Source organism: Enterococcus sp. DIV1283b (assembly GCF_051710965.1).
Lineage (GTDB): Bacteria > Bacillota > Bacilli > Lactobacillales > Enterococcaceae > Enterococcus_B > Enterococcus_B lactis.
In genome coordinates this window covers 2,635,001-2,648,865 of sequence record NZ_JBIOLR010000001.1, presented here as the reverse complement: position 1 = coordinate 2,648,865, position 13,865 = coordinate 2,635,001, and the positions used below count along the sequence as shown (strand labels likewise).

10 protein-coding genes, 1 tRNA gene and 2 rRNA genes (1 of these 13 cut by a window edge) are annotated in these 13,865 nt (G+C 41.5%); all 13 read left to right on the top strand.

The window, feature by feature from the left end; genetic code table 11:
- Window positions 1-2 precede the first annotated feature (2 nt).
- The gene (locus IGJ53_RS13045; protein ID WP_438750418.1) at window positions 3-1,598 is read left to right on the top strand and encodes a putative polysaccharide biosynthesis protein; all 1,596 of its coding nucleotides are present in this window, start codon (window positions 3-5) and stop codon (window positions 1,596-1,598) included.
- Window positions 1,599-1,608: 10 nt separating this feature from the next.
- Window positions 1,609-1,878, top strand: coding sequence for an RNA-binding S4 domain-containing protein (locus IGJ53_RS13040; protein ID WP_259742263.1), 270 nt, complete (start codon window positions 1,609-1,611; stop codon window positions 1,876-1,878).
- 67 nt (window positions 1,879-1,945) lie between these two features.
- Window positions 1,946-2,371: an FtsB family cell division protein gene (locus tag IGJ53_RS13035; protein WP_010733148.1), complete on the top strand. Its 426-nt coding sequence runs from the start codon at window positions 1,946-1,948 to the stop codon at window positions 2,369-2,371.
- A gap of 45 nt (window positions 2,372-2,416) precedes the next feature.
- The gene (locus IGJ53_RS13030) at window positions 2,417-2,887 is read left to right on the top strand and encodes a S1 domain-containing RNA-binding protein (protein WP_002373638.1); all 471 of its coding nucleotides are present in this window, start codon (window positions 2,417-2,419) and stop codon (window positions 2,885-2,887) included.
- A gap of 120 nt (window positions 2,888-3,007) precedes the next feature.
- The gene (gene tilS / locus IGJ53_RS13025; RefSeq protein WP_002373639.1) at window positions 3,008-4,453 is read left to right on the top strand and encodes a tRNA lysidine(34) synthetase TilS; all 1,446 of its coding nucleotides are present in this window, start codon (window positions 3,008-3,010) and stop codon (window positions 4,451-4,453) included.
- A complete protein-coding gene (gene hpt / locus IGJ53_RS13020; protein WP_002287415.1) occupies window positions 4,453-4,998 on the top strand; it encodes a hypoxanthine phosphoribosyltransferase in 546 nt (181 codons plus the stop codon). Before tilS ends, hpt begins: the two co-directional genes overlap by 1 nt.
- An 89-nt stretch (window positions 4,999-5,087) precedes the next feature.
- The gene (ftsH, locus tag IGJ53_RS13015; protein WP_259742264.1) at window positions 5,088-7,199 is read left to right on the top strand and encodes an ATP-dependent zinc metalloprotease FtsH; all 2,112 of its coding nucleotides are present in this window, start codon (window positions 5,088-5,090) and stop codon (window positions 7,197-7,199) included.
- Between the two features lie 216 nt (window positions 7,200-7,415).
- Entirely contained in the window at window positions 7,416-8,303 is an 888-nt protein-coding gene (gene hslO / locus IGJ53_RS13010; protein ID WP_002310401.1) for an Hsp33 family molecular chaperone HslO, read from the top strand.
- Window positions 8,304-9,308 carry a tRNA dihydrouridine synthase DusB gene (gene dusB, locus IGJ53_RS13005; RefSeq protein WP_002373642.1) on the top strand — a complete coding sequence of 335 codons (1,005 nt, stop codon included), beginning with the start codon at window positions 8,304-8,306 and terminating at the stop codon, window positions 9,306-9,308.
- 110 nt (window positions 9,309-9,418) lie between these two features.
- Window positions 9,419-10,915, top strand: coding sequence for a lysine--tRNA ligase (gene lysS / locus IGJ53_RS13000; protein ID WP_002310399.1), 1,497 nt, complete (start codon window positions 9,419-9,421; stop codon window positions 10,913-10,915).
- Window positions 10,916-11,596: 681 nt separating this feature from the next.
- A 16S ribosomal RNA gene (locus tag IGJ53_RS12995) occupies window positions 11,597-13,157 on the top strand.
- Between the two features lie 76 nt (window positions 13,158-13,233).
- Window positions 13,234-13,306, top strand: a tRNA-Ala gene (locus tag IGJ53_RS12990).
- Between the two features lie 177 nt (window positions 13,307-13,483).
- A 23S ribosomal RNA gene (locus IGJ53_RS12985) occupies window positions 13,484-13,865 on the top strand (it continues 2,533 nt past the right edge of the window).
- The 16S and 23S rRNA genes sit together here with 1 tRNA gene alongside, the layout of an rRNA operon.

Here is a 13,865-nt window from a genome sequence, read left to right as displayed (position 1 = left end):
ATTTGGATCATAAAGAAATGCGGCGCGTCATGCAAGGAGCATTTGTACTGACGATTGCTTCTTTCATAGCAAAAGTATTAAGTGCCCTTTACCGAATTCCTCTCCAAAACTTAGTCGGCGACGAAGGTTTTTATGTTTATCAGCAAGTTTATCCAATTTATGGGATAGCAATGACTTTAGCTTTATCAGGTCTTCCGCAGTTCATATCAAAGTACGTTGCAGAAAGAAAGAATCCTTTCGAGCGAAAGCAAGCTTTGCAAAGTCTTTATCCCTTGGTGTTTTGGACAGGCGTCTTTCTGTGGTTGTTTGTCTTTTCATTTAGCAGTTGGATTGCTTGGATGATGGGGGATATACAATTGAAACCACTGATCCAAGTAGTTTCTTTTACCTTTTTGCTGATGCCTGGTTTATCTTTTTATCGAGGGAATTTTCAAGGAAGATTTTTGATGGAACCAACGGCAGTTTCTCAAGTAGTTGAGCAGTTCGTTCGTGTTTCTGTAATCGTCTGCAGTGCGTTTGCTTTTAGAAAGCTCGGATGGACGGTGTACCAAACAGGGACGGCAGCGATGAGTGGAGCCGTTTTTGGCGGGATATGCGCATATGGGATCCTTCACTACTATGAACAAAAGATTCATGGAGGAGTATTAAGCTTCCGCCGGTTCCCATTATTCAAACAGCCACCAAAATCTTTGATCCGGCGCTTTCTAGTAGAAGGCGGTCTGGTTTCGATTTATAGCGGATTACTCATCTTTTTTCAGCTGATCGACTCTTTCTTTGTAAAAAATGCTTTGGAAGTTTACGGTCTGTCGGAATATAGTGCGAAGATAGCAAAAGGGGTCTATGATCGAGGGCAGCCTTTGGTTCAATTAGGTTTAGTGATTGCCACCGCATTAAGTGCGACATTTCTGCCTGCATTGACCCGTCATTTGACCAATCGGATCTATCGTCAGTTTTTGCAGACAGCCAAAATCTATCTTAGATTGACGACCGCTTTGGCATTAGCTGCATCTTTGGGATTAGCCTTACTGCTTCCTTATATCAATTATGCGTTGTTTAAAGATTATGCAGGAAATGCAGCGCTTGTATTGTTTGTTTTTTCCATTGCTTTTACTGCAGTCATCCAAGCCTATCAAAGTATTGCTCAAAGCAAGAACTCTTTTCGCCCTTCTTTAAAAGGAGCAGGATGGGGGCTCTTGGTAAAAGGATTGACTACTTCTTTTCTAACTGGTTTATTAGGAACAGCCGGAGCAAGCCTGTCTACCCTTTTAGGATTAGGTGTGACGCTTTGGTATTTTGTCCGAATCGAAACAAAAGAGCTAAATGCTTTTTGGAAAGAACGACATTTTGGGCGGAAGTTGATTATCAGCCTTCTTTGTATGACAGCAGCCCTGCTGCTGTATTATGGTGTATTGAATATAGTGTTTGGTCCTGTAACTCATCGTTCCACTGCTTTTTTTGTCAGTGTGATAGGCGTTGGGATTGGCGCATCTGTGTTCATTTATGCAGTGATTCGTCTCCGTCTGTTTACAGTAAGAGAGTGGCTCATGTTGCCATTTGGTAAGAAAATTCTACGATTAAACAAAAAAATCAAAAAGTGAGGAATAAGATATGCGATTAGACAAATTTTTAAAAATATCCCGAATCATCAAAAGACGATCAGTAGCAAAAGAAGTGTCTGATAAAGGAAGGATCCAAATCAACGGAAAATTGGCGAAATCTTCCAGTGACGTCAAAGTAGGCGACATTTTGAAAGTCCAGTTCGGCAACAAAACGTTGGAAGTAAAAATTACGGAATTACATGAATCGACCAAAAAAGAAGATGCACAAAAAATGTACGAAATTATTTCTGAAAATCGCACAGAAACACTAGAGAAATAGATTAGACAAGCTTTCATGATATTGGTATAATGAGAAAGACAATCAAAAAAGATTGGAGCGAATCCAAGTGACGAAAAAAAGCAATAAAATCGCTGCGCTAGATACGGAATATGCAAAGAAAAAGTATGCTGAATTTCAGCAACAACAACGACAACTGATTTTTCGAAGACGCAGACTGGCTGCAATTTTTGTTGGTGCTTTGGTCATTTTCGCGATAATAGGTGTGCAGATTTTCCATGATATGCAAAGGATGCATCAATTGAACGAATTGAGAGTCGAAGCAAATACTGAAATGAAAGAAGTCAACGCAGACGTTGATCAGCTGCACCAAGATGTTTCATTGCTGAAAGATGATGAATATGTAGCTAAACTTGCCAGAAGCAAATTCTTTTACTCAAAAGACGGTGAAAAAGTTTATCCTATATTAGAATCAAATACAGACAGCTCGACAAATGAAACAGATCAATCAACTAGTGCTACAACTGCAAAATAAGCAGGAATATAAAAAAGGGAAATAATTAGGAGGAACATTTTTTTTATGTCAATCGAGGTAGGAGCAAAACTGCAAGGAAAAGTATCAGGAATTACAAATTTTGGTGCGTTTATTGATCTAGGTGCTGGAAAAACGGGTCTAGTTCATATTAGCGAAGTGTCAAATGGATATGTAAAAGACATCCATGATGTTTTAAGTGTAGGAGATGAAGTAACAGTCAAAGTTATTTCAGTAAATGATGATGGGAAAATCGGACTATCTATCCGCAAAGCGCAGGAACAACCTGTAGAATCTGGAGAAGAAAGCCGTCCTAAAAAATTTCAACAAAAAGATTCCCGTGAGAACCGCAATCGTCCAGCACAGAAAAAATCTTTTTCTCGCAGTCAGCCTTCAGCTCAAAAAGAAGACTTCGATTCATTGATGAGTTCATTTTTGAAAGATAGCGATGACCGCTTATCTTCATTGAAGCGAAACACAGAAGGAAAACGCGGTGGCCGTGGCGGACGCCGCAGCTAATAAAGCTGAAAATAATGATGATGCGACTATTTTAGTCATAGTATCAACAGAGGGCAGGTTAATTGTCGTTTTAGACGTTTTCCCGCTCTCTTTTTTTTAGGAAGAAAGGGTGTGGAAAGAATGAGCGTTGAAAAAGACGGTAAAAAAGTACCGCTATTGCAGCAGTCATTTATTCGGCACGGGAATGAACAAAGATTCTGGCAAAAAGAATCAAGGATTTTAGCAGCGGTATCAGGTGGGGTTGATTCGATGGTTCTGCTCCATTTGCTTTTGCAAGCGCAACGCCAAATCGGTTTTTCTTTGGGTGTCGTCCATATCAATCACCAATTGAGAGAAGAATCAGCAGAAGAAGCTGCTTATCTTCGCTCCTATTGTGAGAAGAAGAATCTCCCTTTATATGTAAGTGTTTGGGAAGATCCGGCCAAAACGGCCATAGAAACGGCAGCCCGTAACTTTCGTTATCAAGCATTCACTCGTGTGATGAAAGAAGAACAATATGATACGTTGATGACTGCTCATCATGGAGATGATCAAATCGAGACGGTGTTGATGAAAATCATTCGTGGGGGACAGTTAAGTACTTTTTCTGGAATCAAAGAAGTACAACCATTTGCTACGGGCAGACTTGTTCGTCCATTGCTGAGTTTCAGTAAAGAAGAATTGTATGCTTATGCAGCAGAATCACAGCTTGTTTACTTTGAGGATCAGACGAACCAATTATTAGATGTCCAAAGAAATCGGCTTCGCCATTTGGTTGTTCCTCAATTAAAACAAGAAAACACCCAGGTGATGAGACATTTTCAGCAGTTTTCGCAACAGATCCAATGGGCAGACCAAGTCATTCAAAAATGTATGGGGCAGTTAATCGAAAAGGAAGTCGAACAGTTAAAGGATCGATTTCAATTTTCAGCAGAAATAATAGAAAAAATGGAAGAAGCGGAACGATACTATTTTTTCCACTCCTTCTTCGACAAAGTATTCTCAGAAACAGGGATCATTTTGAAAGAGCAGCAAATGGCATCGATTTTAGAGCAGTGGCAACAGAAAAAAAGTCAATGGCAGCTTAGCATCGGCAACAGCTGGGTACTGAAAAGAGAGTATCATTTTGTTGTACTCGCTAAAAAAGAAAAACAAGCCACTACTCAGACAGAAGATCAGCGCTTGTTGCTTATTCCAGAACAAGGGATACAGTTGAACGAAACAGAATGGATTGGTCTGGTCAAACCTGAACATTCAGAGGACATCAAAGCAACAGAGTCATGGTCTCTGTTTTCTCATGACATTTGGGTTCCCGCCGATGTGCAACTATATGTCGAAAAAAGAAAAGCAGGAGACCGTATCCAATTAACGGAGAAACTTACAAAAAAAGTATCTAGATATTTTATCGATCAGAAAGTACCTAATTCACAAAGGCAGCATGCTTGGATCATTACAGATGCCAAAAGAAATATATATAGCTTGATACCTTTTGCCTTTTCATATTTGAGTATTCGTGAAGAAACTGATAAAATACACTACATACTTCTTTACAAATATCAAAAAGAAGCAATTGGAAGGAGAACCTGATGTTGGAAAAGGATATTGAGAGAATTTTGATCTCACAAGAAGAGATACAAGTTCGTTGCAAAGAACTAGGCAAAGAGTTAACAGAAATTTACCAAAACACCAATCCCCTAGTAGTAGGTGTCTTAAAAGGAGCGGTACCATTCATGGCAGATATCGTTCGTTCTATCGATACGTATTTGGAATTGGATTTCATGGATGTTTCAAGCTACGGGAATGCAACAGTCTCGTCAGGGGAAGTAAAAATCGTCAAAGACTTGGATACAAATGTAGAAGGTCGCGATCTGTTGATCGTTGAAGATATCATTGACAGCGGAAGAACACTTGCCTATTTAGTGGATCTTTTCAAATACCGCAAAGCAAAATCAGTCAAAATCGTTACACTACTTGACAAACCCGAGGGAAGAGTAGTAAACATCGAAGCAGATTATGTTGGGTTCAACGTACCAAATGAATTTGTTGTCGGTTATGGCTTGGATTATGCAGAAGCATATCGTAACCTTCCATACATCGGTGTATTGAAACCTAGTGTTTATCAATCAAATTAATGCTGTATCTCAATTAAATTATGGTACAATAGAATGGTCAGGATTGATAAAAAACTGTTAAATTAAATTGACGCTTAGGGAGGGCAACTATGAACAAAAAGAACAATGGCATGATGAAAAATGCCTTGTATTATGTCCTCGTAATCTTAGCGATGGTAATGGTCGTTTATTTCATTTTTGGTAATAACGGCCAGCGATCGTCAGATATCGAGTACTCAAAATTCACAGAACAACTACAAGCAGGCAAAATCAAAGAGTTTGAAGTGCAGCCTGCAAATGGTGTATATAAGATCACTGGTGAATACAAGGAACAGCAGACAGTCGCTAACAGCGGCGGGTTAGCTATCTTGGGTTCAACAGATACGACTACTACCCATTTCACAACAATCATTTTGCCAAATGATACAACATTGAGCCAAGTAACAGAACTGGCAAAAGAAAACAAAGTTGCTACAACAGTAAAAGAAGAATCAAGCAGCGGCGTATGGGTTTCGTTATTGCTTAGCTTCTTGCCGATCGTGATCATCATCTTTTTCTTCTACATGATGATGGGACAACAAGGCGGCGGTGGTGGCGGTGGCGGCCGTGTCATGAACTTTGGTAAATCAAAAGCCAAAGAAGCAGACAAAAAAGCTAATCGCGTACGTTTTTCTGATGTAGCGGGTGCGGAAGAAGAAAAACAAGAACTAGTTGAAGTTGTTGAATTTCTGAAAGATCCTCGCCGATTTGTTGAATTAGGTGCCCGTATCCCGGCAGGTGTACTTTTAGAAGGACCTCCAGGAACAGGTAAAACCTTGTTAGCAAAAGCTGTTGCCGGAGAAGCTGGCGTACCATTTTATTCGATCTCAGGTTCTGATTTCGTAGAAATGTTTGTCGGCGTCGGAGCAAGCCGTGTTCGTGATTTGTTTGAAACAGCGAAGAAAAACGCACCGGCTATCATTTTCATCGATGAAATTGATGCGGTAGGTCGTCAACGTGGTGCCGGTATGGGCGGCGGACATGATGAACGCGAACAAACATTGAACCAATTGCTTGTAGAAATGGATGGTTTCGACGGAAATGAAGGAGTAATCGTCATTGCTGCAACTAACCGTTCTGACGTACTAGATCCAGCGTTACTACGTCCCGGACGTTTTGACCGTCAAATTTTAGTTGGCCGTCCAGATGTAAAAGGACGTGAAGCAATCTTGCGCGTCCATGCACGGAATAAACCGATGGCCGATGATGTTGACTTGAAAGTCGTTGCTCAACAGACTCCAGGGTTTGCCGGAGCAGATTTGGAAAACGTCTTGAATGAAGCGGCGCTAGTAGCTGCTAGAAGAAATAAAAAGAAAATCGATGCTTCTGATATCGATGAAGCGGAAGATCGTGTGATTGCAGGTCCAGCTAAAAAAGATCGTGTAATCAGCAAAAGAGAACGCGAAATGGTTGCTTATCACGAAGCTGGTCATACGATTGTCGGATTAGTGTTAAGTCGCGCTCGGGTCGTCCATAAAGTAACGATTATCCCTCGCGGACGCGCCGGTGGATATATGATCGCTTTACCAAAAGAAGATCAGTTCTTGATGACAAAAGAAGATATGTTTGAACAAATCGTAGGTTTGCTTGGTGGACGTACAGCTGAAGAAATCATCTTCAATGTCCAATCAACTGGGGCTTCCAATGACTTTGAACAAGCGACAGCTTTAGCACGAAGCATGGTAACAGAATATGGAATGAGCGATCGTTTAGGTCCCGTTCAATATGAAGGAAACCATCAAGTGTTCGTTGGCCGCGACTACGGTCAAACAAAAGCTTACTCTGAACAAGTTGCTTTCGAAATTGATCAAGAAGTACGCAAGATTTTGATGGAAGCTCATGCCAAAGCTCATGAAATCATCGAAGCTCATCGTGCACAGCATAAATTGATTGCTGAAAAACTTCTGGAATTCGAAACATTGGATGCCAAAGCAATCAAATCGTTATTCGAACACGGTGTGATGCCTGAAGGTACTGAGTCAAATGATTATCCAAGCGAAAAAGAAGCGAAAACTTTTGAAGAAGCAAAACGTGCTTTGGAAGAAAAAGACGCTGAAAAACAAGCAGAAGAAAAACGTGATTTTGAAGAAGCAAAACATGAACTGCATGAGGAAAATAAAGCAGAACATGATTCAGATTCTCAACAATCAGAAGATAATCATCCAGACGATCAATACAAATAAAAAAATATAGGTCAATTGATCTGATATGACTCCCGAAAACCGGAACAAAAACCGGTTTTCGGGAGATTTCTTTATTTAAGATATAAATAGGATGATGTCCTGTTTTCTAGATGATTCTGAATTATTTTTAAAAGAAGCATTCCAAAGTTGAAAAAAGCAGGAGTTGCTAGTATGATTCACTATGAGTTTAAAAACGGAAAAAGGAGTACATAACAAATGAAAGATTATCTGGTTAAGGCACTTGCTCACGACGGATTCGTACGAGCATACGCCGTTCAAGCAACAAATACCGTAGCGGAGGCACAAAGACGTCATGATACTTGGCACACATCTTCAGCTGCTTTAGGACGAACATTAGTGGGCAGTCTGCTGCTTGGTGCAACACTTAAAGGAGAAGATAAACTAACTGTTCGAATCCAAGGTGATGGTCCAGCAGCGGGAATCGTAGTAGATGCAAATGGGAAGGGAGATGTGAAAGGCTACATCAAAAATCCGCATCTCAGTCTTCCTTTGAATAGTGAAGGTAAAATCGATGTGCGAGGAGCAGTTGGGACACAAGGGATGTTTACTGTCACAAAAGATTTAGGATTAAAAGAACCTTTTTCTGGTCAAACGCCAATTGTTTCTGGAGAAATCGCTGAAGATTTTACTTACTATCTCGCTATTTCAGAACAAATCCCTTCAGCTGTTGGACTAAGTGTATTGGTCAATACTGATGACAGTATCAAGACAGCGGGTGGATTCATGATTCAAATCATGCCAGGTGCCGATGAAGAAACAATCAGCAAGATTGAGGAACAATTAAAAACAACACCAAGAATCTCTACTCTCTTAGATGAAGGACAGACACCAGAAGAAATATTGAAGGGATTGCTTGATACAGAAGAGCTGAACGTTTTAGAAAAAATGCCTGTTCAATTCAAATGTGACTGTTCAAAAGAAAAATTTGCAGAAGCAATTATCGCGCTAGGTGCAGAAGAAATCCAAGCAATGATAGATGAAGATCATGGAGCAGAAGCGGTGTGCTCTTTCTGCAACAATAAATACAAGTATAGTGAAGAAGAATTAGCTGGATTGAAGAAAGAAGCCTTAGGAGGAATTTAAGTGGAACACAAATGGAAAATCGGCAATGTTGAAATCCCTAATCGTGTCGTTGTTGCGCCGATGGCTGGAATAACAAATTCAGCATTTCGAGTCACTGTCAAAGAATTTGGTGCAGGCTTAGTCGTATGTGAAATGATCAGTGATCAAGGCATCCATTTCAGAAACAAAAAAACTTTAGAGATGCTCCACATTGAAGAAACAGAACATCCATTAAGTTTACAGATATTTGGCGGGAACAAAGACAGCCTAGTTGAAGCTGCTCAATTTGTCGAAGAAAACACAGCTGCAGATATAATAGACATCAATATGGGCTGCCCAGTAAACAAAGTGATCAAAGCAGAAGCAGGGGCAAAGTGGCTTTTAGATCCTGAGAAAGTATACGAAATGGTCCAAGCTGTTTCTTCAGCAGTAGATATCCCTGTAACGGTCAAGATGCGTATCGGTTGGGATGAAGAACACGTTTTTGCTGTAGAAAATGCATTAGCAGCACAATCAGCTGGAGCAAGTGCCATCGCTATGCACGGGCGTACGCGGGTTCAGATGTATGAGGGAAAAGCAGATTGGGAAATATTAAAAGAAGTAAAAAAACATCTCACCATCCCATTTATGGGGAACGGGGATGTTAAAACACCCGAAGATGCAAAACGGATGCTTGATTATGTTGGTGCAGACGGTGTGATGATTGGCCGGGCAGCCTTGGGAAACCCATGGATGATTCATCGTACACAGCATTATCTAGAAACAGGAGAACTGATTCCTGAGCCAACACCAGCCGAAAAGATTGCTACAGCTAAACTTCATTTACAACGCTTAGCAGATCTCAAAGGAGAAAAAGTAGCATGTAGAGAATTCAGAACACATGCGGCTTATTATTTAAAAGGGATTCCTCGAGCAGCGAAAGTGAAAGTAGCAATCAATCAGACAGAAAATCAGCAAGAAATCAATGATCTGCTAGATCAATTTGTAGAAAAAGCAGAAAAAGTACTATTGAAACAAACGTTGTGATTTCTAAGTTTTTCGTGAATTTTCAAGCCGAAATTCCAAGTTCGGCTTGCTTTTTTTGTGTTTCATTGGCATTATAGGAAAGAGATTAACATGAGAATGGAGGAACTTTTGTGACACAGGAACAACAACATCAAGTAGAAGATTTAAATGATCAAATGCTTGTACGTCGTCAAAAAATGGAACAATTGCGTGAAGATGGAATCGATCCATTTGGAAAACGATTTGAACGCACACACAATTCAGAAGAATTGCATGAACTATTTGATCCAAGAACAAAAGAAGAACTAGCAGAGATGGGATTGACCGCTAGTGTAGCTGGTCGTATGATGACTCGCCGAGGAAAAGGAAAAGCTGGATTTGCGCATCTACAAGATCGTGAAGGCCAAATTCAAATTTATGTAAGAAAAGACCAAGTAGGTGATGAAGCCTATGAAGTATTTAAACATGCAGACCTTGGAGATTTCTTTGGTGTAACTGGACAAATCATGAAAACAGACACAGGCGAAGTTTCTATCAAAGCTTCAGAAATCACGATTTTGTCAAAAGCACTTCGTCCACTGCCAGATAAATACCATGGCTTGACGAATATTGAACAACGCTACAGACAACGCTACTTGGATTTGATCAGTAATCGCGAAAGCTTTGACCGATTTATGAAACGAAGCCAAATTATCAGCGAGATCCGTCGTTATTTAGATGGCAATGGCTATATCGAAGTAGAAACGCCAGTATTGCATAATGAGGCAGGTGGAGCCGCTGCTCGTCCATTCATCACACACCATAATGCACTGGATATTGATTTATATTTGCGTATCGCGTTGGAACTTCATTTGAAACGACTAATTGTCGGAGGAATGGAAAAAGTTTATGAAATCGGTCGTGTTTTCCGTAATGAAGGGATTGACACTACGCATAATCCAGAATTTACGATGTTAGAAGCATACACAGCATATACTGATTTCAATGATGTAATGAATCTGACAGAAGGTATTATCCGTAACGCAGCTGAAAAAGTACTAGGGACAGCGAAAATCACATATGATGGACAAGCTGTTGACTTAGAAAGCGACTTTAAACGTATCCATATGGTAGATGCGATCAAAGAACAAACTGGTGTAGATTTCTGGAAAGAAATGACATTGGAAGAAGCATTAGCCTTAGCTGAAAAGCATAACGTAGAAGTAACAGAAGCGATGGGTGTCGGACATGTTATCAATGAATTCTTTGAAACGTTTGTTGAAGAAACGTTGACACAACCGACATTTGTTTACGGACATCCAGTCGAAGTTTCGCCGTTAGCGAAGAAAAATCCAGAAGATCCTCGATTCACAGACCGATTCGAACTATTTATCGTAGGACGCGAATTTGCTAATGCCTTTACGGAACTGAACGATCCAATCGATCAAAGAGAACGATTTGAAGCACAAGAAAAAGAACGTGAACTAGGGAACGATGAAGCGCACGGTGTAGACGAAGACTTCTTGGAAGCATTAGAATACGGTATGCCGCCAACTGGTGGTCTAGGTATCGGGATTGACAGATTAGTGATGCTACTAACTGACGCTCAATCCATTCGGGACGTTCTACTATTCCCAACAATGAGATAAGCAAATAAAAGCTGTCTAGGGGACTCCCTTAGGCAGCTTTTGCCATGTAGAAAGCAACAAACAATAACGAATGTTCAAAAGCTGTTATCAAATATTACAGACATTAAGGAAGCCGAAAGCGAACGATAAAGAAAGAAAAGTAGTGAATAATCGCTTATTGAAAAAAACTTGAAAAAATACAAAAAATTCGTTGACCAAGATAAATTTAGTTGGTATATTATTACTTGTCCAAAAGACAGAAGGAAATATTTCTTCAAAAACATAACAAAAAAGTTATTGACATGTTGCTAACGACATGATAAGATAACTGAGTCTTTAAAAAAGAACAGCTTACGAAGCTTGATTCTATCGAAAAAAACTTCAAAAAAGTTCTTGACAAATAACAAATGATAAGTTATGATAAATGAGTTGCTGAAAGATTTCGAAAAACGAAATCGAAAAAAACTTTTAAAAAAGAGTTGACAATCACTTGTCACTCTGATATGATATAAAAGTTGCTACGGCAGCCAAAACAAATCGGAAAAACACTTCCGATGAAGTAGACCTTTGAAAACTGAACAAAGTAAGACAAACCAAATGTGTAGGGCGTCTTGATTCAATTCAAGACAACAAACATTTTTAACAAGCAAGCAATATGCTAGCAAACAAATTGAGCTTAACAATCGCAAGATTGTTCGAACTTTTTATGAGAGTTTGATCCTGGCTCAGGACGAACGCTGGCGGCGTGCCTAATACATGCAAGTCGTACGCTTCTTTTTCCACCGGAGCTTGCTCCACCGGAAAAAGAAGAGTGGCGAACGGGTGAGTAACACGTGGGTAACCTGCCCATCAGAAGGGGATAACACTTGGAAACAGGTGCTAATACCGTATAACAATCGAAACCGCATGGTTTTGATTTGAAAGGCGCTTTCGGGTGTCGCTGATGGATGGACCCGCGGTGCATTAGCTAGTTGGTGAGGTAACGGCTCACCAAGGCCACGATGCATAGCCGACCTGAGAGGGTGATCGGCCACATTGGGACTGAGACACGGCCCAAACTCCTACGGGAGGCAGCAGTAGGGAATCTTCGGCAATGGACGAAAGTCTGACCGAGCAACGCCGCGTGAGTGAAGAAGGTTTTCGGATCGTAAAACTCTGTTGTTAGAGAAGAACAAGGATGAGAGTAACTGTTCATCCCTTGACGGTATCTAACCAGAAAGCCACGGCTAACTACGTGCCAGCAGCCGCGGTAATACGTAGGTGGCAAGCGTTGTCCGGATTTATTGGGCGTAAAGCGAGCGCAGGCGGTTTCTTAAGTCTGATGTGAAAGCCCCCGGCTCAACCGGGGAGGGTCATTGGAAACTGGGAGACTTGAGTGCAGAAGAGGAGAGTGGAATTCCATGTGTAGCGGTGAAATGCGTAGATATATGGAGGAACACCAGTGGCGAAGGCGGCTCTCTGGTCTGTAACTGACGCTGAGGCTCGAAAGCGTGGGGAGCAAACAGGATTAGATACCCTGGTAGTCCACGCCGTAAACGATGAGTGCTAAGTGTTGGAGGGTTTCCGCCCTTCAGTGCTGCAGCTAACGCATTAAGCACTCCGCCTGGGGAGTACGACCGCAAGGTTGAAACTCAAAGGAATTGACGGGGGCCCGCACAAGCGGTGGAGCATGTGGTTTAATTCGAAGCAACGCGAAGAACCTTACCAGGTCTTGACATCCTTTGACCACTCTAGAGATAGAGCTTCCCCTTCGGGGGCAAAGTGACAGGTGGTGCATGGTTGTCGTCAGCTCGTGTCGTGAGATGTTGGGTTAAGTCCCGCAACGAGCGCAACCCTTATTGTTAGTTGCCATCATTTAGTTGGGCACTCTAGCAAGACTGCCGGTGACAAACCGGAGGAAGGTGGGGATGACGTCAAATCATCATGCCCCTTATGACCTGGGCTACACACGTGCTACAATGGGAAGTACAACGAGTTGCGAAGTCGCGAGGCTAAGCTAATCTCTTAAAGCTTCTCTCAGTTCGGATTGCAGGCTGCAACTCGCCTGCATGAAGCCGGAATCGCTAGTAATCGCGGATCAGCACGCCGCGGTGAATACGTTCCCGGGCCTTGTACACACCGCCCGTCACACCACGAGAGTTTGTAACACCCGAAGTCGGTGAGGTAACCTTTTTGGAGCCAGCCGCCTAAGGTGGGATAGATGATTGGGGTGAAGTCGTAACAAGGTAGCCGTATCGGAAGGTGCGGCTGGATCACCTCCTTTCTAAGGAATATTACGGAGACTACACAATTTGTTTTTACTTTGTTCAGTTTTGAGAGGTTTACTCTCAATTTAAAACGGGGCCTTAGCTCAGCTGGGAGAGCGCCTGCTTTGCACGCAGGAGGTCAGCGGTTCGATCCCGCTAGGCTCCATTAACAACATTAGTTGTTAAATTTGTTCATTGAAAACTGGATATTTGAAGTAAATGTAAGTAATACAAACCGAGAACACCGCGTTGAATGAGTTTTTTAATAAGTTCAATTGCTTATTTTCTTGATCTAACTTCTATCGCTAGAAGAAGGATCAAAACCCAACCGCAAGGTTGATAAGGTTAAGTGAATAAGGGCGCACGGTGGATGCCTTGGCACTAGGAGCCGATGAAGGACGGGACTAACACCGATATGCTTTGGGGAGCTGTACGTAAGCTATGATCCAGAGATTTCCGAATGGGGGAACCCAGCATCTTTAATAGGATGTTACGATTGTGTGAATACATAGCACATTCGAGGTAGACGCAGAGAACTGAAACATCTAAGTACCTGCAGGAAGAGAAAGAAAATTCGATTCCCTGAGTAGCGGCGAGCGAAACGGGAAAAGCCCAAACCAACAAGCTTGCTTGTTGGGGTTGTAGGACTCCAATATGGTAGTTCTTTCAGATAGTCGAATGACTTGGAAAAGTCAGTCAAAGAGGGTAAAAACCCCGTAGACGAA